21 protein-coding genes are annotated in these 24,795 nt (G+C 65.7%); 14 read left to right on the top strand and 7 right to left on the bottom strand.

From position 1 onward, the window contains the following. Positions 1-39: 39 nt before the first annotated feature. Positions 40-1,221, bottom strand: coding sequence for an acetyl-CoA C-acetyltransferase (locus GRZ55_RS15720; RefSeq protein WP_169287887.1), 1,182 nt, complete (start codon positions 1,219-1,221; stop codon positions 40-42). 244 nt (positions 1,222-1,465) lie between these two features. Here GRZ55_RS15720 and phaR point away from each other — a divergent pair, with 244 nt between their 5' ends. Both phaR and GRZ55_RS15710 read left to right on the top strand, forming a co-directional pair. Then, positions 1,466-2,089: a polyhydroxyalkanoate synthesis repressor PhaR gene (phaR, locus tag GRZ55_RS15715; RefSeq protein ID WP_169287886.1), complete on the top strand. Its 624-nt coding sequence runs from the start codon at positions 1,466-1,468 to the stop codon at positions 2,087-2,089. Positions 2,090-2,248: 159 nt separating this feature from the next. After that, the gene (locus tag GRZ55_RS15710; RefSeq protein ID WP_169287885.1) at positions 2,249-3,520 is read left to right on the top strand and encodes a PRC-barrel domain-containing protein; all 1,272 of its coding nucleotides are present in this window, start codon (positions 2,249-2,251) and stop codon (positions 3,518-3,520) included. Positions 3,521-3,594: 74 nt separating this feature from the next. Here the strand turns inward: GRZ55_RS15710 and GRZ55_RS15705 are convergent, their stop codons facing one another. The 3 genes from GRZ55_RS15705 to GRZ55_RS15695 form a co-directional block, all read right to left on the bottom strand. Then, a complete protein-coding gene (locus tag GRZ55_RS15705) occupies positions 3,595-5,181 on the bottom strand; it encodes a gamma-glutamyltransferase family protein (protein WP_246734790.1) in 1,587 nt (528 codons plus the stop codon). 144 nt (positions 5,182-5,325) lie between these two features. Continuing rightward, on the bottom strand, positions 5,326-5,508 hold the full coding sequence (rpmF, locus tag GRZ55_RS15700; protein WP_054313720.1) for a 50S ribosomal protein L32: 183 nt from the start codon (positions 5,506-5,508) through the stop codon (positions 5,326-5,328). A 132-nt stretch (positions 5,509-5,640) separates the two neighbouring features. After that, a complete protein-coding gene (locus GRZ55_RS15695; RefSeq protein WP_169287884.1) occupies positions 5,641-6,384 on the bottom strand; it encodes a transglycosylase domain-containing protein in 744 nt (247 codons plus the stop codon). A gap of 109 nt (positions 6,385-6,493) precedes the next feature. Between GRZ55_RS15695 and GRZ55_RS15690 the strand changes: the two genes are divergently transcribed. After that, on the top strand, positions 6,494-7,411 hold the full coding sequence (locus tag GRZ55_RS15690; protein WP_169287943.1) for a polyprenyl synthetase family protein: 918 nt from the start codon (positions 6,494-6,496) through the stop codon (positions 7,409-7,411). A gap of 130 nt (positions 7,412-7,541) precedes the next feature. After that, positions 7,542-10,055 (top strand): response regulator, encoded by a 2,514-nt coding sequence (locus tag GRZ55_RS15685; protein ID WP_246734789.1) that lies wholly within the window; start codon positions 7,542-7,544, stop codon positions 10,053-10,055. A gap of 16 nt (positions 10,056-10,071) precedes the next feature. On the opposite strand, the gene ispG is transcribed toward GRZ55_RS15685, so the two are convergent. Continuing rightward, on the bottom strand, positions 10,072-11,322 hold the full coding sequence (ispG, locus tag GRZ55_RS15680) for a flavodoxin-dependent (E)-4-hydroxy-3-methylbut-2-enyl-diphosphate synthase (RefSeq protein WP_169287883.1): 1,251 nt from the start codon (positions 11,320-11,322) through the stop codon (positions 10,072-10,074). A gap of 223 nt (positions 11,323-11,545) precedes the next feature. Between ispG and GRZ55_RS15675 the strand changes: the two genes are divergently transcribed. From GRZ55_RS15675 to GRZ55_RS15630, 10 genes are all read left to right on the top strand, one after another. Continuing rightward, entirely contained in the window at positions 11,546-12,301 is a 756-nt protein-coding gene (locus GRZ55_RS15675; RefSeq protein WP_169287882.1) for a GntR family transcriptional regulator, read from the top strand. After that, positions 12,298-13,317, top strand: coding sequence for an SIS domain-containing protein (locus GRZ55_RS15670; protein WP_169287881.1), 1,020 nt, complete (start codon positions 12,298-12,300; stop codon positions 13,315-13,317). The genes GRZ55_RS15675 and GRZ55_RS15670 overlap by 4 nt, the downstream gene beginning before the upstream one ends. After that, entirely contained in the window at positions 13,317-14,462 is a 1,146-nt protein-coding gene (gene nagA, locus GRZ55_RS15665; protein ID WP_169287880.1) for an N-acetylglucosamine-6-phosphate deacetylase, read from the top strand. The genes GRZ55_RS15670 and nagA overlap by 1 nt, the downstream gene beginning before the upstream one ends. Further along, complete coding sequence (locus GRZ55_RS15660; RefSeq protein ID WP_169287879.1) at positions 14,459-15,952, top strand: FGGY-family carbohydrate kinase; 1,494 nt, start codon at positions 14,459-14,461, stop codon at positions 15,950-15,952. Before nagA ends, GRZ55_RS15660 begins: the two co-directional genes overlap by 4 nt. Before the next feature lie 93 nt (positions 15,953-16,045). Next, a complete protein-coding gene (locus GRZ55_RS15655) occupies positions 16,046-16,780 on the top strand; it encodes a GntR family transcriptional regulator (protein WP_169287878.1) in 735 nt (244 codons plus the stop codon). After that, positions 16,777-17,505, top strand: coding sequence for an SIS domain-containing protein (locus GRZ55_RS15650; protein ID WP_169287877.1), 729 nt, complete (start codon positions 16,777-16,779; stop codon positions 17,503-17,505). The genes GRZ55_RS15655 and GRZ55_RS15650 overlap by 4 nt, the downstream gene beginning before the upstream one ends. Positions 17,506-17,551: 46 nt before the next feature. Continuing rightward, positions 17,552-18,829, top strand: a complete 1,278-nt coding sequence (locus GRZ55_RS15645) for an ABC transporter substrate-binding protein (RefSeq protein WP_169287876.1) — start codon at positions 17,552-17,554, stop codon at positions 18,827-18,829. Between the two features lie 18 nt (positions 18,830-18,847). Further along, entirely contained in the window at positions 18,848-19,723 is an 876-nt protein-coding gene (locus GRZ55_RS15640) for a carbohydrate ABC transporter permease (protein WP_169287875.1), read from the top strand. Beyond that, on the top strand, positions 19,720-20,547 hold the full coding sequence (locus tag GRZ55_RS15635; protein WP_169287874.1) for a carbohydrate ABC transporter permease: 828 nt from the start codon (positions 19,720-19,722) through the stop codon (positions 20,545-20,547). The genes GRZ55_RS15640 and GRZ55_RS15635 overlap by 4 nt, the downstream gene beginning before the upstream one ends. 11 nt (positions 20,548-20,558) lie before the next feature. After that, positions 20,559-21,644, top strand: a complete 1,086-nt coding sequence (locus tag GRZ55_RS15630; protein ID WP_169287873.1) for an ABC transporter ATP-binding protein — start codon at positions 20,559-20,561, stop codon at positions 21,642-21,644. Positions 21,645-21,683: 39 nt separating this feature from the next. Here GRZ55_RS15630 and GRZ55_RS15625 read toward each other — a convergent pair whose 3' ends face one another. Further along, positions 21,684-23,648, bottom strand: a complete 1,965-nt coding sequence (locus GRZ55_RS15625; RefSeq protein ID WP_169287872.1) for a TRAP transporter fused permease subunit — start codon at positions 23,646-23,648, stop codon at positions 21,684-21,686. A gap of 108 nt (positions 23,649-23,756) precedes the next feature. After that, on the bottom strand, positions 23,757-24,791 hold the full coding sequence (locus tag GRZ55_RS15620) for a TAXI family TRAP transporter solute-binding subunit (RefSeq protein ID WP_169287871.1): 1,035 nt from the start codon (positions 24,789-24,791) through the stop codon (positions 23,757-23,759). Positions 24,792-24,795 lie beyond the last annotated feature (4 nt).

Genomic DNA, 24,795 nt, shown 5'->3' with positions numbered 1-24,795 from the left:
CTTCCGTTCTTCTTGCCCGCCTTCATCCCGTCATTGGCTTCAGTTCATCGATTCCACGCACATGGCGACTCCCATGCCGCCGCCGATGCACAGGGTCGCAAGACCCTTTTTCGCGCCGCGCCGCTGCATCTCGAACAGAAGCGTGTTGAAGACGCGCGCGCCGGACGCGCCGATCGGGTGGCCGATGGCGATCGCGCCGCCATTGACGTTCACGATGTCGGGGTTCCAGCCCATGTCCTTGTTGACCGCGCAGGCCTGCGCGGCGAAGGCCTCGTTGGCCTCGACGAGATCAAGATCATCGACCTTCCAGCCGGCCTTCTCCAGCGCCTTGCGCGAGGCCGGGATCGGCCCGGTGCCCATGATCTGCGGGTCGACGCCAGCGGTCGCCCAGGACACGATGCGGGCGAGCGGGACGATGCCGCGTTTGCCGGCCTCGGCCTCGCTCATCAGCACCACGGCGGCGGCGCCGTCATTGATGCCGGACGCGTTGGCGGCCGTCACCGTGCCTTCCTTGTCGAAGGCGGGACGCAGCTTCTGCATCGCCTCGATGGTCGCGCCGTGGCGGATATACTCGTCGTCCTCGACGATCGTGTCGCCCTTGCGACCCTTCACCGTGAAGGGCACAATCTCGTCCTTGAAGCGCCCGGCCTTCTGGGCGGCCTCGGCCTTGTTCTGGGACGCGACGGCGAAGACGTCCTGCTCCTCGCGGGTCAGCTGCCACTTGCGGGCCACGTTCTCGGCCGTGTTGCCCATGTGGTAGCCGTAGAACGCATCCGTCAGGCCGTCCTTGATCATGGTGTCGATGAACTTGAGATCGCCCATCTTGTGGCCGGCGCGCAGATGCGCGCAATGCGGCGCCATGGACATGGATTCCTGCCCGCCCGCGACGATGATCCCGGCATCGCCGGTCTGGATCTGCTGCATGCCGATGGCGACCGCGCGCAGGCCGGAACCGCACAGCTGGTTGAGGCCCCAGGCCGTCGTCTCGTCGGGGCAGCCGGCCAGCCGCGCCGCCTGGCGGGCGGGGTTCTGGCCCTCGCCTGCCGACAGGATCTGGCCCATCACCACCTCGTCGACCTCGCCCGCATCCAAGCCCGCGCGCGCGAGGGCTTCCCGGATGGCGGCGGCACCAAGCTCGTGCGCGGCGACGGTGGCGAAGGCGCCGTTGAAGGATCCGACGGGCGTGCGCGCGGCGCCCGCGATGACGATCGAAGCTGACATATGGCTCTCCCGATGGCCTGTTGAGGCAAAATGTTGCCTATGTTTCTTGCCGTTTCAATGACACAAGTCAAATGGGTCAGCCCCTCCGGCAAACGCAAGACGATGGCGGCATAGCGAGGGGCCGGGTCGCCATTATGGCGTTGCACAAATCGCTTTCAATTGCCCGCCCTTTGCGCATATGCTGCCGCGCGGCTCGAAGGATTTCAGGCGCTTACTGCGGAACGCGAACCATTGGAGCGTGTACATGCCCGCCAGGAACGGCCCGGTCGTCATCAAGAAATACGCCAACCGTCGCCTCTATAATACGGGCACCAGCAGCTATGTGACGCTGGAAGACCTCGCGCAAATGATCCGCCGCGACGAGGAGTTCACCGTCCAGGACGCCAAGAGCGGCCAGGACATCACGCATCCCGTCCTGACCCAGATCATCTTCGAGCTGGAGAACAAGGACGGCCAGAACATGCTGCCCGTTTCCTTCCTGCGTCAGCTCATCTCCTTTTACGGCGACCAGATGCAGATGGTGGTCCCGAGCTTTCTCGAGCAGTCCATGATCGCCTTCGCCAAGGAGCAGGAGCGCTTCCGCGAGCAGATGCAGCAGGCAATGCCCAAGACGCCGCTCGACATGATGAACATGGCCACGCCCATCAAGGCGATGGAGGAACAGGCCCGGCGCAATGTCGAGATGTTCCAGAACGCGATGCGCCTGTTCACGCCGTTTCCGGTAGCCGGCGGCGAGACCGATGCGGGCGCAGAAGAAGCGTCGGCCGAGGCGCCGCCAGAGGCCGCGGAAAAACCCGACGACCTGCGCGACCTCAAGGACCAGATTGCCGCGATGCAGCGCAAGCTGGACCAGATGGATCGCGGCTAGGCCATCGGCACTCAACGATTTCCGGACTCTTTTTCGGAACATCTCTCCCCAGTGAGGATTGGTTAGGCAGGGTTGCGACGCCGATGGTGGCGAGCGCAGCCAGCGGCCCCGCACTTCGTGCATGCCGCAAATGCTTCTCAACCAGGGAGAACGAGACACATGATTCGCAAGCTACTTGCTACAACCGCCCTTACCGCATTCGCCGTTACCGGCGCCTATGCCCAGGGTCAGGCGGAACACGAAATTACCGTTCAGGCCGGCGACACCGTCATCATCGAGGCCGAGCGTGAGAACGCCCAGATCAACCTGATCCTTCATTCCGGCGCGGCCGGCGTGGAAAACCAGACGCCCGAGCAGGCGGCCGGTCAGGACGGCATCGAGCCGGGCGGCACCGAGCAGCAGCAGACGCAGGCTGCCGACCAGGACCAGCAGATGGCGCAGGACGGTCAGGCCCAGACGATGGACCGCGGCCAGTTCGAGGCGACCGATCTGCAGCAGATCAGCGCTGACGACCTCATCGGCTCGGACGTCTATTCCGCGCAGGACGAGAACATCGGCAGCGTCGGTGACGTGCTTCTGACCGAAGACGGCCAGGTCGACGCGATCGTCGTGGACGTGGGCGGTTTCCTCGGCATGGGCGCCAGTGAAGTCGCGCTCGGCATGGACGATCTGGAGCTGATGTCCGATGGACAGGGCAACCTCTACGTCTATTCGCCCTACACCCAGGAACAGCTCGAGGGTTCGCCCCAGTATGACCAGGCGACCTGGACCGAGCAGCGCGACGAACAGCGCATGACGGGTGACATGGCTGCCCAGCAGCAGCCTGCCCAGCAGGACGGTCAGCAGCAGGACATGGCTGCCCAGCAGGACGGCCAGCCCGCACAGGCCGGCATGGGTGGCGAGCACGTCGTCGCCGATGGTGGAACTGTCATGGTCCAGTCGGACCAGCAGAACTTCCAGCTGAACTTCGAGGTTCGTCTCGCCGGTCAGGATGAGGCCCAGGTTGGCGCTGCTGCCGACCAGCAGGCCGCAGTTGACGGCGAGCAGGCCGAGCCTGGCGTCGACCAGACCGAGACCGCAGCGGTCAACCGCGACGGCATGGAAGCAGTCGACATGGGCCAGCTCCGCGCTGACGACCTGATCGGCTCGGATGTCTATGGCGCCAACGATGACAACATCGGCAATGTTGGCGACATCCTGCTGACCGAAGAAGGCTCGTTCGATGCGATCATCGTCGATGTCGGTGGTTTCCTGGGCATGGGTACCCGCGAGGTTGCCCTTGGTCTGGACGAAGTCGAGTTCATGCGTGACCAGAACGAGAACTGGTATGTCTATACCGGCTACACGCAGGAGCAGCTCGAGGCGGCGCCGGAATATGACGAGGCGACCTATGCCGAGCAGCGCGACGAGCAGCGCATCGTTCCTCAGTAAGCTGAGGGCTCAGGACCAGCCTCTTTGAGGCAAATAGAAGCGCCCGGTGTCGATGACGCCGGGCGCTTTTTCGTTCACCAGCCCGCCGCGCAGCCGTCCTTCCGGGGATCGGAGGCGCCCACGAGGAAGCCGTTTGCGCGATCGATGAGAATCATCTGGCCGCCGCCATGCGGCATGTCGCAGGCGCCGATGCCGTGCCCCAGCTCTTCGAGACCCTGCAGGATGGCGGGCGGAAGCCCGCTTTCGGCGGCCAGCGTGCCGTCCTCGTTCCAGAACAGGCGCGGATGATCGATCGCCTCCTGGGGATTCATGCCGTGGTCCACCAGGTTGGAGAAGACATGCGCATGGCCCATCGGCTGATAGGCCCCGCCCATGACCCCGAACGATACCGATGCCAGGCCCTCCTGCATCGCCATGGCGGGAATGATCGTGTGCATGGGGCGTTTGCGCGGGCCCAGCTCGTTGGGGTGGCCTTCCTTCAGGGTGAAACAGCCACCGCGGTTCTGGAGCACCACCCCGGAATTCGGCGTCACCACCTTCGAGCCGAAGGCGCTATAGGTCGAGTTGATGAAGGAAACGGCGCGGCCGTCGCGATCGACGACCGTGAGATAGACGGTGTCGGAATCCGGCATGGCCGGCAGCTCGATCGTCTCGACGCGGCGCTTCCGGTCCACCCGGGCGGCCAGCGCCTCGATGTGGCGGTCCGATAGCAGCTCGTCGGTCGTGACCGTCATGGCCACAGGGTCGGCCACCAGATGATCCCGCACCGAATAGGCCAGGCGCCCGGCCTCGATTTCCAGATGCCACCGCTCAACGCTGTCCGGCGCAAGCGCGCCAGTGCCGAGTTTCTCGAAGAGCTTGAGGAGGATCAGCGCGGTGATGCCCTGCCCGTTGGGGGGGATCTCGAGGACGTCGTGGCCGCCATAGGGCGCGGCAATCAGGTCCACCCAGTCGGCCTCGACCTCGGCAAGGTCGACCTCGCTCATGAACCCGCCCTTGGCCCTGATCGTGGCAACGATCTCGGCCGCGATCTCTCCCTCGTAAAAACCTTTCGCGCCCTTTTTCGCGATGTGGCGCATGGTAGCCGCCAGGGCTGGCCAGCGATGGCGCTGGCCGATGCGGGGTGCATGCCCGTCAACGAGGCAGTGGCGCCGCGCGCCCTCGTCGGCGGCCAGTTCGCCGACATAGCGCGACCACATCGTGCCGACCCGCTCGTGGACGGCGTAGCCCTCCTCGCCATAGCGGATGGCGTCGGCGAAGAGACGGTCGAAACCAAGCGTACCGAAGCGGTCGGCCAGCACCTCCCAGGCCTTGATGGCGCCCGGCACCGTGACCGAATGCACCCCGGTCTGCGGCATCCGCGCATGACCGTTTTCGCGATACCAGGCAGCATCGGCGCCCGCCGGTGCCCGGCCCGATCCGTTGAGCCCGAAGACGGAGCCGTCCGGCTCGGCCAGAATCACGAAGCAGTCGCCGCCGATGCCGGTCATGTGCGGCTCGACCACGCAGAGCGTCGCCGACGCCGCGATCGCCGCATCGACCGCGTTGCCGCCCTCGCGCAGCACCTGCACGGCCGTCTGCGTTGCCAGCGGATGGGAAGTGGCCGCCATGCCGTTTTCGGCGATGACCGGCGAACGGCCGGGAAGATCGGGTTGGCGCATGTCGGGTTCCTGATCTCGTTGATGGGGACCCCAGACATACCGGCTCGATCATGCCACGGCCAGCCCGGCGCAAACGCCTTGCGAAACGAAAAAGGACCGGTCGAAACCGGTCCTTTGTCGAAAATTCGTCGAGGCGAACGGAGATCAGCTCTCCTTCGGCTCCAGAACCTGGCGGCCGCGATACATGCCGGTCTTCAGGTCGACGTGATGCGGACGGCGCATCTCGCCGGAATTCTTGTCCTCGACATAGGTCGGGGCCTTCAGCGCGTCGGCGGAACGGCGCATGCCGCGCTTGGACGGCGAGGTCTTTCTTTTTGGTACGGCCATCTTACAGCTCCAATCGTCAAATGACCGCCGCCGCCCTTGGTCGAAGGGCCACGCGGAACGGCCGGAATACGTGAAATTCGGCGTGGCTATACACGTCCTCGCTGCGTTTGGCCAGAGCCCGGCAGCCATATTTCAACGCAGACAGCCGACATATCCCCCCGCTCCACGCGCGCGCCGCTCGATCGTATTGGCGACCCGGTTGAGGTTGGCCGTCGGATTGGCGGGATTGCGCCCGGCCGGATGAGGAAGGGTGACGGCCATCAGGGCCGCCTGCCGCGGCGTCAACTGGCTCACGCCGACACCGAAATGGTGGCGGGCCCCGGCCTCCGCGCCATAGACACCCGGCGCCCATTCGGCGATGTTGAGATAGATCTCCATGATCCGCTTCTTCGACAAGACCGCATCGAAATAGACCGCGAGCGGCAACTCGATCGCTTTGCGCACATAGGAGCGGCCGTGCCAGAGGAAGAGGTTCTTGACCGTCTGCATGGTGATGGTGGAGCCGCCGCGCGTCGCCCCGCCGGCCAACGCCTCCTCCAGCAGGGCCCGGAATTCTCCCACATCGATGCCGCGGTGGCGGCAGAACTGGCCGTCCTCCGACATCATCACCGCGTTGACGATGTTGGGGCCCATATCGTCCAGCTCCACCCAGCGCCGGTCGTATCCGCGCAGCGTGGCAAGGTCGAGCATCATCAAGGTGGAGACGGGCCGCACCGGGGGCACCGCGTAGACGAGGGTGAGACCAAACGGCACGAGCGCCAGCACGACCAGCCCGACGAAGGCGCGCAGCAGCCACGTTCGAACGCGGCTGCGTGATCTCGGCTTGCTCCTACGCCGCGGTTCGACCACGATTTCCGGTTCCTCGCCCAAACCCAATCAACCTCCTGCCTCTGCCAACCGCATACAGGACTCGACTGCCGCCATGCAACGCACGATCGGTTGCCTCGGGCTTGACCGCCATCGCATTTGCGGCCATCGCTCCGCCATGGACCACACGGTTGACGACGAATTCGAAGCCGCCCTCGCGCACCGGGCCCGCCAGGTCGACGCGACCCTGGACGAGCTGCTCGACGCCCGTCCCCGCGACGGCGAAATCACCCGTCCCGCGCGCCTGCTCGAGGCGATGCGGCACGGAGTCCTCAACGGCGGCAAACGGCTCAGGCCGTTTCTGGTTCTGGAAAGCGCATCGCTCTTCGACGCCGATGGTCCCGGCGCCCTGCGGGTGGCGGCTGCGGTGGAATGCGTCCACTGCTATTCGCTGATCCATGACGACCTGCCCGCGATGGATGACGACGATCTGCGCCGTGGCATGCCGACCGTCCACCGCGCCTACGACGAGGCGACCGCCATCCTTGCCGGCGACAGCCTGCTGACGCTGGCCTTCGACATCCTGGCCGACGGGATGGATCATCTGGCGACGGACCAGCGCTCCGATCTCGTGCTTTCACTGGCGCGGGCGGCGGGGCTGGGCGGCATGGCGGGCGGCCAGGCGCTCGACCTGCAGGCCGAAAAGCAGGCGCCGGACGAGGCGGGCATCATCACGCTGCAGGCCATGAAGACCGGCGCGCTGATCCGCTTTTCCTGCGAAGCGGGCGCGGTGGTCGGGCGCGCCGATCCGGCCCGGCGCGAGGCGCTGCGAGAATATGGAAACGCTGTCGGTCTTGCCTTCCAGCTCGCCGACGACCTTCTCGACCTGACCGGCGACAGTGCCGCGCTCGGCAAGGCAACGGGCAAGGACCAGGCGGCGGGCAAGGCGACGCTTGCCGCCCTGCACGGCGAGGAATGGGCGCGCCGACAGCTTCGCGGACTGGTCGCGCAGGCGGAAGAAGCGGTCGCGATCTTTAAAGACAGAGCCGGGCGGCTGCGCGCCGCCGCGCGTTTCGTCGCGGATCGACGGCGATAGTCCGTTAGGCAATCATTCAGCATAATCGACATCGTTATCGCGGGCGGCGGAACCCGGCGACAGGATTAATCCCCGCTTAATGTCGATGTTAAAGACTTCAGCTGTTGATGACGGGCGGGGGAAGTCCACGATGACAGTTGCGGTGACGCGCGCCTATTTGCGCGGCAGATTGCTGGCGATGCTGGCGGGCATCCTCCTCGCCGTCGGCACAGGTGCCGTCGTCATCCACTATCTGGCCGAGGAATCGAAGACGAGCGTCAAGTTCAGCGCCGTCATCAGCCACATGGGGGATGCCACCAGCGACGTCATCCACCATGCGCTGAGGCTCGACAATACCCGCATCTTCTCTGCCCAGAACTCCATTCAATGGCAGCAGCTCGAACGCGGCGAGGACGGCATGCTGCGGCCAGCCCCCATGCAGCGCGCGCTCAACGACCAGACCTTGCGCGTGATCGACGAGGTCAGAGCCGATCTGGCCCGCGCCTTCGAGCGGCTGGACGAGGTGTTCACGCTCATCGAGGCAGCGGCTGGCGAGGATCTGCGCCGCCAGGGGCCAGTGGCCACCACCGATGAAGAAGCGACAACCGCCTCGCCGATCCTCATCGCGGTCGAGGGGCTGACCCTGCCCAAATCCCTTCGCACGATCTGGGAGAGCGGCGCGGACGGCGTGGCGCTCAAGAACGACATCGCGCAGGTTCTCCAGCTGGCCGACCAGCTGCACCAGTTCGACGACTATTCCGATCCCGCCGCGCAGTCCGTCTTTACCAGGCTGCAGAACCTGGCCAGCCACAGCGTGCGCCCTCACCTCGCCAGCACGACACATCGTCTCAGCGAGGAGATGATCAACGACTATGGCACGCTGCAGCTGATGCTGGCGCTGGTGGCCGCGGCCATGGTCATCGCAGGGGCAGGCGTGGCATTCTGGGTCTTCCCGCCAATGATGCGCAACATCGAGGCGGCACAGGACAGCCTGCAGCGGGCCAACGCCTCCATCCAGGCCGAGAAGCTGAAGGCGGAATCGGCCGACCGGGCGAAATCCGAATTCCTGGCCAATATGAGCCACGAGATCCGCACGCCGATGAACGGCGTTCTCGGCATGGCCGAGCTGCTGTCCAAGACCGAACTCGACAAGCGCCAGAAGACCTTTGCCGACGTGATCCTCAAATCGGGCAATGCGCTGCTCACCATCATCAACGACATCCTCGACTTTTCGAAGATCGACGCCGGGCAGCTCAGCCTCGACCCCGCGCCCTTCGCGCTCAACGAGGCGATCGAGGACGTGGCGACACTGGTGGCGACGCGCGTGGCGGAAAAGGACCTCGAACTGATCGTGCGCACGGATCCCGGCCTGCCCGGCTGGGTGGTCGGCGATGTCGGGCGCATCCGCCAGATCGTGACGAACCTCGTCGGCAACGCGGTGAAATTCACCGAAAAAGGCCATGTTCTGGTCGACGTTTCGGGCGCGGTCGAGGACGGCGTGGCGCACATCACGGTCCGGGTCGAGGATACCGGCATCGGCATTCCCGAGGAAAAGCGCAGCCACATCTTCGAGAAGTTCAGCCAGGTGGACGCAACCTCGACGCGGCGGCACGAGGGCACGGGTCTCGGCCTTGCCATCGCTTCGCGCCTGATCGAACTGATGGGCGGCGAGATCGGCGTCGACAGCACGGTCGGCCGCGGCTCCACCTTCTGGTTCACCGTTCCCCTGCCGGTCCATGCCGGCGAGATGCAGATGCCGGTGCCGGTCGACGTTTTCGGCTCGCGCGTCCTCGTCATCGACGATCACGAGGTCAACCGCGACATTCTTCTGGAGCAGCTGCGCAGCTGGAACTTCGACTGCGCGGCGGCCGAGAGTGGCGAGGTTGGGCTGGCATTCGTCGACAAGGCCGTCGAGATCGGCGCGCGCATCGACTGCATCATCCTCGACTTCCAGATGCCCGGCATGAACGGCACCGAGGTCGCACAGCGCATCTCGCACAACCCTGCGACCGCGCACATTCCCATCCTGCTGTTGACCTCGGTCGATCAGGCAGTGACCGGCAAGCTGACACTCAATTCCGGCATCTGGGCGCATCTCAGCAAGCCGGCGCGTTCCCAGCTCCTGCTGCAGACGCTGGTCGAGATCATGCAGACCGCGCGTGCGCGCCGCACCGGCCAGTGGCGGCCGGCTGGCGACGAGAAATCGGGTCAACCGAAGGCGGAAGTTCACAAGCTGCAGGTCGTCCAACGTCCCGCTCCCGTCGACCAGAACGGTTTCGATGTGCTGGTGGCCGAGGACAACGAGGTCAACCAGCTGGTCTTCAGGCAGATCCTCGAAGGGCTCGGATTCAGCTATCGTCTTGCCGACAATGGGCGCACGGCAGTCGAGATGTACCGGGCGCACAGGCCCCGGATCATCCTGATGGATGTATCGATGCCCGAAATGAGCGGGCTCGACGCCACGCGGGCGATCCGCGACCTCGAAGAGGCATGGGGCGGCCACACGCCCATCATCGGCATCACCGCCCACGCGCTGAAGGGAGACCGCGAGGACTGCCTGGCGGCCGGCATGGACGACTACATGTCCAAGCCGATCTCGCCCAACAAGCTGGCGGAGAAGATCGAGTCATGGCTGCGCGAGGGCCGTCCCGCACTGACGGCCTGAGGCCCCTGGTTGCCGCCTATTCGGCGGCGCGCTGGCCGGCGCCGAAGCGGGCCTCGATGTAATCGGCGACCATCTTCTGGAAATCGTCGGCAATCGCGGGACCACGAAGGGTCGCGGCCTTCCGGCCATCTATATAGACGGGCGCGGCGGGCGTCTCGCCGGTGCCGGGCAGCGATATGCCGATATCGGCATGCTTGGATTCGCCCGGTCCGTTGACGATGCAGCCCATCACCGCAACCTTCAGCGCCTCGACGCCCGGATATTTCTCGCGCCAGACCGGCATGTTGCAGCGCAGATCGCCTTCGATGGTCTGGGCCAGTTCCTGGAACACGGTGGAGGTGGTGCGCCCGCAGCCGGGACAGGCCGCCACCACGGGCACGAATTGCCGGAAGCCCATGGTCTGGAGCAGTTCCTGCGCGACCTGCACCTCGCGGGTGCGGTCGCCGTTCGGCTCCGGGGTCAGCGAGATGCGGATCGTGTCGCCGATGCCCTGCTGAAGAAGAATGCCCATGGCGGCCGAGGAGGCGACGATGCCCTTCGATCCCATGCCCGCCTCGGTGAGGCCCAGGTGCAGGGAATGGTCGGAACGCCGCGCAAGCTCGGTGTAGACGGCGATGAGATCCTGCACCTGGCTGACCTTGGCCGACAGGATGATCTTCTCGCGCGCGAGCCCGATCTCCTCGGCCAGCTGCGCCGAGAGAAGCGCGGACTGCACGATCGCCTCGCGCGTGACCTCCTGGGCTGTCATGGGGAAGCCGTTTGCCTGGTTCTCGTCCATCAGCCGCGTCAGGAGTTCCTGGTCGAGAGAGCCCCAGTTGACACCGATCCTGACCGGCTTGTCGTGGCGGATCGCCATCTCGACAATCTCGGTGAACTGCCGGTCGCGTTTCTCGCGAAAGCCGACATTGCCCGGATTGATGCGGTACTTCGCCAGCGCTTCGGCACAGGCGGGGTGATCGGACAGAAGCTTGTGGCCGATATAGTGGAAGTCGCCGACCAGCGGCACGAAATGGCCGATGCGCTCCAACCGCTCGCGGATGCGCGGCACCGCGGCAGCGGCCTCGTCGCGGTCCACGGTGATGCGCACGATCTCGGAGCCGGCGCGGTGAAGGGCAGCCACCTGGGCAACCGTCGCATCAACGTCGGCCGTGTCGGTGTTGGTCATGGACTGCACCACCACTGGGGCCACCCCGCCCACGACGACGCCGCCAACATCGACGCCGACGGAGGAGCGACGTGGAAAAGGTGAGGAATAGTAGCTGGCCATCAAGGCAGCTCCCTGAGCGAGACTGTTCGCCAATCAGGTGGAGAAGCCGCGCCACCGTGTCAAGCCATGCGAGGCCCATGCGGCGACGCCGCGAGGGTCCTCTATCGCAACAAGCAGTGCCGCCGCGGCGGGCGACGCCTGGATTTCCAGGCCTATCGCCATCCGGGGTTCACGGCAGGGCCTGGCTTGCCGAATTGGTTTGCTATTGGTATTAATGCCAATCATGGACCAGCTTGGTTTTCTCAGTTCCTTCCTTCCTGATGGCGACGGCCCGGTCTATCGCCGCCTTGCCCGCACCATCGCCGAGGCGATCAGGCAGGGGGAGCTTGGCGAGGGCGCGTCGCTGCCCACCGAACGCGCGCTGGCGGGCAGTCTCGGCCTGTCGCGGGTCACCGTGCGTGCGGCCTACCGCGTGCTGGCCGAAGACGGGCTTCTGGAGACCAGGGCCGGCAGCGGCAATTATGTGCGTGGCGGTGCGCGGGCGCTGGAGCAGCCTTTGTGGCTGCTCTCTTCCTTCTCGGATGACATGGCCCAGCATGGGCGCGACGCCACCAATCGCGTGCTGGACCTGGCCCGGGCACCCGCCAGCCAGCGCGAACGCGAGGCTTTGGCGCTCGGCGGCGACGAGCAGGTGGTTCGCCTGACCCGGCTGCGGCTGGGCAACGGGCGCCCCCTCGCCATCGAAGCTGCCTGCCTGCCGGAACGGCTCGTGGGCGAGGCGCCGCTGGGGGAAGGCTCTCTCTACGCCGAACTCGCACGGCTGGGCCTGAGTCCGTCGCGTGGAATGCAGCGCATGCGCGCGGTGTCGCTGGATCGGCGGCAGGCCGAACTGCTCGGCACCGCCGAAGGCACGGCCGGAATGCTGATCGAGCGCATCGCCTTCCTGCCCGATGGGCGGCCGATCGAATATACGAAATCCCACTACCGGGGCGACGCCTATGATTTCGTCGCCCGGCTCGATGCCGGAGACCTAAAATGAGCGCCAGCCAGATGTCGATCGAAGCGGACCAGGCGGCAGGAGCGGTGCGCCGTCTGCTGGCGACGGAGCGTGCGTCGCTCGAGGCCGCCGCCAAGATGCTCGCCGCCGCGACCGGTCCGGTCACCACGGCGGCGCGCGGCTCGTCGGACCACGCGATGACCGCGTTCAAATATGCGTGCGAGATCATGCTGGGGCGACCGGTCGCCTCGATCGGTCCGTCCGTGGCATCGGTCTATGGCACGGCGCTGAGGCTGACGGGCGGCTTGCACCTGACCGTCTCCCAGTCGGGCGCGAGCCCGGACATCGTTGCGCTGCAGGCGACGGCGGCAGGGGGCGGGGCGAAGACCATCGCCGTCGTCAACGTCGCCGACAGCCCGCTCGCGCGGGCGGCCGACCGCGTGGTGTCGATACAGGCGGGCGAGGAGAAAAGCGTCGCGGCCACAAAGAGCTTCATCGCGTCCTGTGCCGCTTTATTCGCGATCGTGGCCGGCGCATCCGGGGACCAAGCGCTGAAGGCCGGACTTGCAGCGCTGCCCGACGCGCTGGACGCGCTCGCCCCGGAGGCGACCGACGCTCTGGCCCAGACTCTGGCGAAGGCCCAGTCGCTTTATGTCACGGGACGCGGGCCGGCCTTCGGCATTGCGCTCGAAGCCGCACTCAAAGCCAAGGAGACGGCTGGCATCCATGCCGAGGCATTCTCATCGGCCGAACTGATGCACGGCCCGCTTCAACTCGTGCAGCCCGGTTTCCCGGTCGTCGTGTTCGCGGCGCAGGACGCTTCCTTCAAAGGCATGGTCGAAACGATCGACCGGTTGCGTGGGATGGGTGGCGTGGTGCTGCCGATCTCCACGGCCGAGCTTGCCGATGGCATCCGCACGCCCTCCACCGGCCATGCCGTGACCGATACGCTGGTCTTTGTTCTGGCCTGGTATCGCGCCATCGAGAAGGCGGCGCTGCTGCGCGGGCTCGACCCGGACAGGCCGGCCAATCTGCGCAAAGTGACGGAGACGGTCTGATGGGCCACCTCGCATTTGCAGGCGCGCGCCTGTTCGATGGGGAGCGCATTCTCGACGACCACCATCTGGTGACCGAGAACGGCCGCATCGTCGGCATCGCGAAGGGCAAACCGCCTTCGGGATCCGCCGTGCATTGGCTCGATGGGGGCATCCTGTCGCCGGGCTTCATCGACGTCCAGGTGAATGGCGGCGGCGGCATCCTGCTGAACGACGATCCTTCGGCGGAAGGGATGGCGCGCATCGCCGCGGCCCATCGACCGTTCGGCACGACGGCCTTGCTGCCTACGCTCATCACCGACACACGCGAGAAGGTGCTGGCGGTACTTGATGCCGCTCGGGGCGCACGGATTGCCGGCGTGGCGGGCATACATCTGGAAGGGCCGCATCTCGACCCTGCCCGCAAGGGCGCGCATCTGGCGGAATTCATGCGCCCGCTGGGCGATGACGACATCGCCCTCTACCTGGGCGCGGCAAAAACCCTCGGCGCGCTGGTCGTGACGCTTGCGGCCAACCAGGTCTCCGCCGAGGCGGTTCACCAGCTCGCCGATGGCGGCGTGATCGTCTCGATCGGCCACAGCGACTGCACGGCCGACCAGGCCGAGGCGCTCTTCGATGCGGGCGCGCGCGGCGTCACCCACCTCTACAATGCCATGAGCGGGCTTTCGCATCGCGATCCGGGTCTGGTGGGTGCGGCGCTGACGCGGCCGGACGTGTGGGGCGGGATCATCGCGGATGGCCACCATGTCGATCCGCGCGCGCTCGAGATCGCCTTCGCGGCCAAGCGCGGACCGGGCCGGCTGTTCATCGTGACCGACGCGATGGCGCTGGTGGCCAGCGACAAGGACAGTTTCACCCTCAACGGCCGAACCGTGCGCAGCGACCATAGCGGCCATTGTCCCAAGCTCACCCTCGAGGACGGCACCCTCGCCGGTTCCGACATCGACATGGCGGCCTCGCTGCGCTTCCTGGTCGAGCGCGTCGGGCTCTCGCTGGAGGACGCGCTGCGCCGGGCAACAGCCGATCCTGCCGATTTCCTCCGCATGGGCCATGTGCGCGGCAGGCTTGTCGCCGGCGCGCGTGCCGACCTCGTCCACATGAGCGACAGGATCGACATCCGCGCCGTCTGGCTGGCGGAGGAGCTATGAGCGGCGATCTCTATATCGGGCTCGATGCGGGAACGTCGCTGACCAAGGCGGCGATCTTCGACCTTCAGGGAAACCAGCTCGGCGAAGCCCAGCGGCGCACGACCGTGCATCGGCCGCATACCGGGTGGAGCGAACTCGACCCGCGCGAATGCTGGAACGCGACGCTCGACGTGATCGGCCGCGTCGTGCGCGAAAGCGGCGTGGACGCCACGCGCATCCGGGCCATCGGCTTGACCGCCGCGATGGTCGGCGCATGGGTGACGGATGAGGCAGGAAACGCGCTGCGGCCAGGCATCACCTGGGAGGACAGCCGCGCTCAGGCGCTGATCGTGGATCACATCGCCCGCGATCCCTCTTTCATGAAGAAGGTCTTCATGTCGTCCGGGTCGGTGATGCAGCAGGGCTGCACGCTGCCTGTGCTGGCCTGGCTGGTCGCCCATGAGCCGCACGTGATCGCCCGCGCGCACCATGTGTTGAGCTACAAGGATTTCCTGCGGTTTCGCCTGACCGGCAAGGTCGCGACGGACCGCACGGAAGCATCGGTCATCCCCGGGTCGGCGCGCCAGCGCACGCGCAGCAGCGAAATGACAAGCCTGTTCGGCCTGGAGGACCACGCGGCACTTCTGCCGCCCGTCGGGGAATCCGAGAGTCTCGCCGGCGGTCTGACGGCCGAGGTGGCCGGCATGCTCGGCCTGCCCGCAGGGCTGCCGGTGGCCATCGGTGCGGGCGACGTTGCCGCCACGGTGATCGGCGCGGGCGGGCTGACGGCGGGCACCGCCACCGCCGTTCTCGGCACCACCTGCATGGTCGGCATCGTGCACGACAGGCCGGTATTCGAGCCGGCCGACATGGGGCTCCTGTTCACCCTGCCGGGCGAGCGCTGGTATCGCGCCATGGTGAATGTCGCCGGAACGCTCAACCTCGACTGGGCGTTCTCCGCCCTCGCACCGGACATTGCCGACAAGCCCGAACGCTTCGCGCTCCTGGACGAGATGTTGCGCGCGACCCCGCCGGGTGCGCGCGGGCTGAGCTACCTGCCCTATCTGTCGGAAAGCGGCATCATCGCACCACGTGTCAATCCGGCTGCGCGGGCGCAGTTCGCCGGCCTCTCGCCGCGCCATGACAGGGCCTGCCTCTTCCGCGCGGTGCTCGAGGGCGTGGCATTCGCCATGCGTGACCTGTTCGACGCGCTGTCCTTCGACGGCGAACGCGTGCTGCTCACCGGTGGCGGCGCGCAGAACCCGCACTGGGTGCAGATGATCTGCGACCTGGTCGGCAAGCCGATCGAGGTTCCCGCCGGATCGCAGTTCGGCGCACGCGGGGCGGCCCTGCTGGCGGCCACGGCCGTGGGCGCATTCGCGACCATCAACACCGCGTCGGCATCGGTCGCCGGCAAAGGTCGGATCTACCGGCCGGATGAGGCCGGGGCGATCGCGCTGGCGCCCGCTCTCGGCAGTTACAGGCAGGCCCGCGACCGGCTGCTTTGTTGAGCGCAAAAACATTTGACTCCGATGCCCGGCCGAGTCAGAGTAAGTGGTATATACCACTATGAAGCTGGACTATACCAGTTGCGGGAACATTCGATGGACGATGCGCCGCTCTATTTGAGGATCGCCAGCGATCTCGAATCCGAGATCACGTCGGGTGCGCTCAAGGCCGGCGAGAAGATCGAATCCGAACGCGTTCTTTCCGAGCGGATGGGCGTCAGCCGCATGACCGCGCGCCAGGCGCTGCGCCACCTGAGCGCCAAGGGTCTTGTCGAAACGCGCACCGGACAAGGCACTTTCGTCGGCAGCCGCCAGATCGAACAGCGGCTTGAGACCCTTTCCGGCTTCACCGAGGAAATGGACCGGCAGGGCCGGCATGCGTCCAGCGTGATCGTCACATCCGGCACCCGCCAGCCGGACGAGGATTGCGCCCGCGCCCTGTCGCTGCCTGCCACGGGCAAGGTGCACAGCCTGACCCGCGTGCGCTTCGTGGATGGCGCGCCGGTGGCGCTGGAAACCACGGATGTTGTGGCGAGCCGCACGCAAGGCCTGCTGGAACTGGCGGATTTCCAGAGTGCCTCGCTCTATGCGACGCTGAGCGCCCATTTCGGCATCGTTCCGACCCGGGCCGAGCAGACCCTGATGGCCGGCCTGGCGGATGCGGCGATCGCCCGCACTCTTCACACCGAACAGGGCGCGCCGGTTCTCAACCTCACCCGACTGACCCGCGACCAGGACGGCAACGCATTCGAATATGTGCGCTCCACCTATCGCGGTGATTTCTTCGTCATGAAAGTCAATCTCTCGCTGGGAGCCGGAACACAGGCATGAGCACCATCGCGGACGCATATCTCTCCGATCTTATCGCCCGCCTGGCGGCGCTGAAGGACTCGCTTGCAGAGCCGATCAAGCAGGCCGAAGACGCGATCGTGGAGACCGCAAAGCGAGACGGGCTGGTCTATGTCTTCGGCACCGGTCACTCCCACATGCTGGCGGAGGAGGTGCATTTCCGCGCCGGCGGGCTGGCACTGACCGTGCCGATCCTGGCCGGGCCGACCATGCTGCATGACGGCGCCGTCGCCGGCACGGCCTATGAACGGATGGACGGCATCGTCGGCCCCATCATGGATCGCTATCCGATCGGCGCCAATGACGTGCTGTTCGTGTCGTCCAACTCGGGCGTCAACGCAGCCCCCCTGGAGGCGGCACGGATCGGCAAGGCGCGCGGCGCGACGGTGATCGCCATCACCTCGGTCGACTATTCCACCGCTGCCGCCAAGGGACGCGAGCGGCTGGCCGATCTGGCCGACATCGTTCTCGACAACGGTGCGCCTCCCGGCGATGCCGTGATCGCCGTTCCCGACAATGAACTCAAGGTCGGTCCGGTCTCCACCGCGCTGGGCGTGGCGGTCATCAACGCGATCCTGGCGGGCGCCGCCGCGCGGCTTTCGAAGGAGGGCGAAGCGCCGATCTATCTCAGCGCCAACATGCCGGGCGCCAAGGAAAACAACGAGCGACTGATTGCGCGGTACCGGCCCCGGAACCCGCACCTTTAGGCACTGAAAACGGGGCTCTTTGCGGAGTGAGGAAAGGGAACACGAGATGAAAACGATTTTGAAGCTTGCACTGGCGACGACGATGCTGATGCCTGCCGCGGCCTTCGCGCAGGACGCGGTCGAGATCACGTTGTGGCATATGGAACAGCCGCCGCACCGCGTTGCGCGCGTCCAGGAACTGATCGACGCCTTCAACGCCGCCAATCCCGGCATCGTCGTGACGCAGGAGCCGCAGAACTGGGGCGAGGTCTATGCCAAGACACCGGCAGCACTCGCGGCCGGCCAGGGCCCGGACATGCTGTTTGCCATCCCCGACTTCACGCCGATCCTGAAGGACATCGGCGCGCTGACCTCGGTCGAGGAGTTCGTGGAGGAACTCGACGCCAAGCACGATTTCGTCGATTCCACCGTCGAGGCCTATTCCTACGATGGCGGCGTGTGGGCGGTTCCGCTCTACAACATGACGATGAACCTGTGGTACCGCAAAAGCGTGCTCGAAGAAGCCGGTATCGAGGTCCCTTCGACATGGGAAGAGTGGCGGGACGCCGCCGAGACGCTGTCGGTTGACGGCGTGTCGGGCATGGGCCTTCCCGCCAACAGGCAGCTCTATACCGACCAGACGGTCTATTCCGTGATGACCAATGGCGGCGCGACCGAAATCTACAACGAGGACGGCACGCTGCGCTTCGACAATCCCGAGACGGTCGCATCGTTCGAGTTCTACAACGACATGCTTCAGTTCTCGCCCGCCGATTCAACCTCGTGGACCTGGGGCGAAGCCGAGGCATGCTTCTCGTCCCGCAGCTGCGCAATGGTCATGCAGTTCTCCGTCATCGCGACCTACGACACGCAGGCCGAAGGCGACGCCGCCGACCTCGGCGTCGCGCCGATCCCCTCCCGGGATGGCGAGGAACACAACACCATCGCCTATGCGAACGCGGTGATGCTGCTGTCGACCGACGACGAGAAGATGGAGGCCTCCAAGAAGTTCGTCTCCTTCCTGCTCGAGCCGGAGAATTACGGGCGCTTCCTCAACATGGAGCCGGGCCTGTTCATGCCGGTGACAGCCGATGGCGCAACAGCCGAGACCTTCTGGTCCGACCCGATGGTGGAGAAATACCGCGAGCAGATCGAAACCATCATCGACAACGGCCAGAACGGCAGGCTGTTCGGCTTCACCAGCGGCCGCACCTTCCCCTCGATCGCAGCGATTTCGGCACAGAACATCATCGCCGAGACGCTGCAGGCAGTGGCCGTGTCGGGCCAGTCACCGGCCGACGCCGTTGCCGCCGGACAGGCGCGCATGGAAGAAGCGGCGCGCTAAACGAAAAGGTATCGCCGGATGCAACAGTCGAAAGCGCTTGCCTTCGCTCTCGTCGCTCCGGCGATGCTCGTGCTGGCGGCTACCCTCGGGTGGCCGCTGGTCCAGGCGGTGCAGCTCTCGCTGCAGGACGTGCGGGTCATCGGATCGCCCGGCACGTTTGTCGGCTTCGACAATTACCGGCACATTCTCGGTGGCTCCGCCTTCTGGAACGCCGCGGGGCTGAGCATCGTGTGGGTGGTTGCCAATGCCGTATTGCAGACCGCCCTGGCCCTGGTCGCAGCGCTCATTCTCAACGAGAAATTTCCGGGCGTGCGGGTCGCGCGCACATGGATCATTCTCGCGTGGATCGTGCCGACCGTCGTCGTCGTGGTCATCTGGCGATGGCTGTTTTCCACGTCCGGCGGCATGATCAACCCGCTCCTGATCCAGAGCGGACTGGTGGATCGGCCGATCGGCTTCTTCGCCACGCCGTGGACCGCGATGGCAACGCTGGTGTTCGTCAATTCCTGGCGCTGGTTCCCCTTCATCGCGCTGATGATCCTCGCCGGCCTGACACGTATCCCTGACGATCTGCACGAGGCGGCGCGCATCGACGGCGCCAATGCCTGGCAGCGTTTCCGCCGGATCACCTGGCCGCTGCTCGCCCCCACACTCGTGGTGCTGGCTGTCATCGGCACGATGCTTTCCTTCAACGTGTTCGACATCATCTGGCTGCTCACCAGCGGGGGCCCGGCAGGCGGATCGCGCACCTTGCCGGTGCTGATCTACGAGACCGCGTTCAAGAGCTACCGCCTGTCGGAAGCAGCCACCATATCGGTGCTCGCCACGCTGCTGCTGATGGCCTTCGCGGTGATCGCGACACGCGCGCTGGACCGTGACGGAGCCGAACGATGAACCGCTCGCTGCCGCTCAACGTCGCGCTCGTGGCCTGCCTTGCCTTCTTCATCGTGCTGATCGGGCTGCCTTTCTGGTGGGTCGTGTCGGGCTCGATCAAGGTGCCGCAGGAGATCATTGCGCGCACGCCGACGATGTTCCCGCAGAGCTTCACGCTCCAGCATTATCAGAAGCTTTTTGAGGCCTCGGATTATCCGGTCTATCTGGTCAACAGCCTGCTGGTGGCGGGTAGCTCGACCCTGCTCACGCTGGTTCTCGCCATACCGGCCGCCTACGCCTTTTTCCGCCTGGAATTTCCGGCACGCGGCGTGCTCTACCGGACAATTCTCCTGGCCTACGCCTTTCCGTCGATCGTGGTGCTGATCCCGCTTTTCGGCCTGTTCGCCAAGGTTGGCCTGATCGACAGGCTTCCCGCGCTGGTCGCCGTCAACGTGGCCTTCGCGCTGCCCTTCTCGATCTGGATGCTCCGCTCCTTCCTGGCCGGCGTGCCGAAAGAGATCGAAGAAGCCGCCGTCATGGACGGCGCGCCGACCCTGACCATCCTGCGGCGCGTGATGATACCGCTGATCGCGCCCGGCATCGCCTCCGTCGGCATCTATGCCTTCGTCACGGCCTGGACCGAATATGTGTTCGCCTCGGTGCTCATCCTGTCCGACGCCAGGCGCACGCTTCCGGTCGGCTTTTCCGGCATCATCGGCCAGTACCAGATCGACTGGGGCCTGCTTCTGGCGGGTGCGACCGTGGCGATCGTGCCCGTCATCGCCATCTTCGCCCTGATCGGGCGCGGCTTCGTCAGCGGCCTCACCGAAGGCGCGGTCAAGTAAGGAACAACCCCATGGCAGAACTGGTCCTGACAGACCTGCACAAGAAGTTCGGCGCGACGGAGGTCATTCGCGGCGCATCGCTGACGGCGGAAAGTGGCGAGTTCGTTGTCTTCGTCGGCCCCTCCGGCTGCGGCAAGTCCACGCTGCTGCGCATGATCGCGGGGCTGGAGAAGACGAGTTCGGGCACGATCAGCATCGACGGCCGGGACGTGACAGATACCGATCCTGCGAAACGCGGCATTGCGATGGTGTTTCAGACCTACGCGCTCTACCCGCATATGAGCGTGGCCGAAAACATGGGCTTCGGCCTCGAAATGGCCGGCATGGCAAAGGCGGAGCGCGAGGAAAAGGTTCGGCAGACCGCCGCCACGCTCCACCTCACCGACTATCTCGACCGCAAGCCGCGCCAGCTCTCCGGCGGCCAGCGCCAGCGCGTCGCCATCGGCCGCGCCATCGTCCGCGACCCCAAGGTTTTCCTGTTCGACGAACCGCTGTCCAACCTCGATGCCGAACTGCGCGTCAAGATGCGGCTGGAGATCGCCAAGCTGCACAAGGATCTGCGCGCGACGATGATCTACGTCACCCACGACCAGGTCGAGGCGATGACGCTGGCCGACAAGATCGTGGTGCTGCGGGCCGGCCTGATCGAGCAGATCGGCAGTCCGCTGACGCTCTATTCGGACCCCGACAATCGCTTCGTCGCGGGCTTCATCGGCTCGCCGCGCATGAACTTCGTGGAGGCGGCAGTGAAGGGCCGCGATGGCGATGCGCTGGTGCTCGACGTGCCGCAGCTTGGTCTGCCGGCGCTGCCCGTGCGCCCTCGCGCCATGCCCGAAGCACTGCCGCGCACGGCGACGCTCGGCATCCGGCCGGAGAGCTTTTCCGAGAACGCCGACGGCCCGTACCGCGTGACCCTGCCCTGCACCGCCATCGAACATCTGGGCTCGGTGTCGTATCTCTACACCGCGCCCGGAGACGACGCGACACTGATCGCGGAACTCAAGCGCTCCGCAAATGTGGAGAGCGGTGAACAGGTCGACATGAGCATCGACCCATCCGACTGCTTCCTGTTCGACACCGACGGCCACCGCATCTGACATCGCCGCGGTCGCGGGATATCGGGGGGTCTGAACGCCTCAGCTGATGGCCGCCAGCTCCGCCTCCCGTTCGGCCGGCCGGCTGGCCACCTTGATGTGGCGGAACACGCCGAAGACGATCAGCGGCAGCAGAAGCAGCGCGGCGAATACCGCCAGCGTGTCGTCGGGATGGAAGATCACGACGAAGGCGAGCAGCGCCAGGCCCACACGCATCGCACTGTCGAGCGGCCTGCCCGACACGAAGCGGCCGAATGTGGCGAATGTCACCCCGCAGGTACCGATCGCCACCAGGGCCGTGTCGTGGATCTGCGCCCAGCCCGGATTCACCACCATGTCCTCACGCACGAAGATGGCGAACGACATGAAGGTGATCGGCAGGCAGATTTTCAGCGCTTCCCACATGGTCTTCATGAAGGAGGCGTTGGCGATGCGCGAGGCGACCGCCGCCGTGAGCGAGGTGGGCGGCGACAGCTCGCCCCAGATGGCCAGGAGGAAGGCGAAGAAATGCGCCACCCAGGGGTCGACACCCAGCTGGCGCAGCGGCGGCACGATGATGATGGCCACGATGATGTAGGTCGCCGTCGGCGGCAGACCCGCACCCGCCAGCCAGCCGAAGATCCAGGCGGCGATGATCGTGGCGATCAGGTGCCACTCGCCGAGTTGCAGGAGCATCGCGCCCATGCGCAGGATGAAGCCGGTGACCGTGAACAGCCCGATCATGATTCCGAGCGTGGCCATCAGCAGCACGATGTAGGAAGTCATTTCGGCGTGGGTCTCGACCACGCGGCGCAGATTGCCAAGCAGCGTCTCCCTCTCAAGTTCTTCCGCCTTCAGCACGTGTTTGAAGTAGAGAAAGGCCACCAGCAGCAGGACGAACATGAACATGGTCGTCCAGAGAGCGGCCCGGAGCGCACCGAACCCGAACTGGCCCATCAGCAGGACGAGGAAGAGGATCGCCGAGAAGAAGATGGTCGTTTTCACATAATGATAGAGCGGCACCGTCGGCGAGACGATCGGATCGTTGGGCAGAAGCCGCACGCTCAGCAGATAAACCGCCAGGATCAGCGAGCAGAAATAGACGAAGGCGACGGCAAATCCGCGCACCACCACGTCCCAATAGGGCACGCCCAGGAACTCCGCCATCAGGAAGCCGGCCACGCCCATCAGGGGCGGCATGATGAGCCCGCCCATCGAGGCCGAGGTTTCGACCGCGCCCGCAAAGACAGGCGGCACGCCATAACGTTTCATCAGCGGGATCGTGAACGAGCCGGTGACGGCGGTGTTGGCCGCGCCGGAGCCCGACACCATGCCGACCGACACGGAGGCGAGCACCGCCGTCTGCGGGATGGTGTGGCGCGACTTGCCGGCAAGCCGGCGCATGACGTTGACGAGCGCATTCTGCGCATCGAAGCCGGCGGCAGTCGCCGCCAGAAGCAGGAAGGCGGCAATCAGCGTCAGCGCCAGCTGCGCGTAGAGCCCGTAGACGCCGGTCGCCAGTTCCATGGTCGAGGAGGTGACCACCCGGTAGAAGGTGGTGCCGGGATGCCAGAAGAAATCGATCGGGCTGAGATAGCCCCAGATCGTGTAGATGATCAGCACCACGTTGACCCAGAACAGGATGCGGTGCGCGAGCCGTGAAAGCTCCATCACGAGAAGAAAGACCAGCAGCCCGACGATGAAATCGTGCCGGGTGTAGGAGCCCTGCCGCCAGATCGCGATCTGCTCGTAATTCTGGTAGAAATAGTAGAAGGCGTAGGCGCATATGCCGAGATAAACCGCCACCGCCAGATGGTTGACGATTGTCGGCAGACGCTCGTAGAGCGGGCCCTCCTGGTAACGGAACAGGATGTGGACGGCGAGCGCGATCGGGACGATGTGGGTGGCCAGATAGCGCGGCCCACCGGAACCCGTGTAGAAATAATAGACCAGCCAGCCGAACATGACGAGCGAGACCAGAAGGGTCAGATTGCGCAAGTTCGCGTAGGCTGAAAGCTGCCCGTTCATGGCGTTGTCCCGTTCCCCAGATTGTTCGGCGAAGCCACGTGTTCTTCTGACACGGTGTGCGATGTCGCAGGGGAGACGCGGCAAAGGCCGCGTCTCCCGGACGGCCTGTTATTCGGCGATCGTCCAGCTGTCGTCCCAGGCGTCGTGCTCTTCGAGGAAGCGCGCGAGGCCCTGATGGACCGGGATGTCGGGATTGGCGTTGATGCCGGCGACCTGCATGCCGACGAAGTCGTTCGCCATCGGCACGAAGCCCGGATCGGACTCGGCAAGTTCGTCACGTGCCTCGTAGAAGGCCACCAGCATGCGGTAGGCCAGATCCGCATCCATGTCGGGGCGCAGGTTGTAGGCGAACAGGATCGGTACGCCATAGACCGTCTCGACGCCGACATCCTTCGAGAAGGCGTTGGTCGGATCGACTTCCATCGGCGCCAGGCCGGCCGCGCGCAGAGCCTCGATCTCGTCCTCACAGGGATTGATCACCCGCACATCGGTGCGCAGTTCGGTCTCACGCCAGTAGGAGGCGAGCGAACGGCCGGCGGTCGTGTAGGCCACGGCACCGGTGATGCTGCCGCCATCGAGCGCGTCGGCCTGTGTCGAGGGATCGATCTCGACATGGTTGAACTCGTAGCCGAGCGCATCGTAGATGCGGCGGAAATTGAGCCAGTTCATGAAGCCGGCAGGCGTGAAGAAGACCGGCTCGCCCGAGAAGTCGCCCCAGCAGGAATAGTTGTCGGCGGTCGCCACGGGCGCCGCCATGAAGCTTTCCATGGGATAGGCGTACCAGGTGTGCACGAGCCGCCCGTTGGGAGCTTCGTAGCCCTCGAACGCGCCGTCCTGGTCGTAGATCTGACGCATGCCGACATCGGCGGTGTAGCCGACCTCCGCATCGCCTTCCATTGTCGCCTTCATCGCGGCGGTGGTCGAAGGATAGGGCTGGACGGTGACGACGACCTCGTCGCCGAGCGCCCGCTCGAGCACCTGTGCCATGGCGCTGCCCACCATGTAGCCATACGAGCCCGTGTTGGACGTCGCCCAGCGGATCGACTGACGCTGGGCGTCGGCCGGCAGGACCGTGGCAAGCGTGAAGGCGCCCACCACCGCGGTGGCGGCGAGCAGATGCAGTGCTTTGTGATGTGACCTCATGTAA

It is taken from the genome of Chelativorans sp. ZYF759 (assembly GCF_012911015.1).
GTDB lineage: Bacteria > Pseudomonadota > Alphaproteobacteria > Rhizobiales > Rhizobiaceae > ZYF759.
The sequence above is the reverse complement of the archived record's forward strand: the minus strand, read 5'-3'. Positions and strand labels throughout refer to the sequence as shown.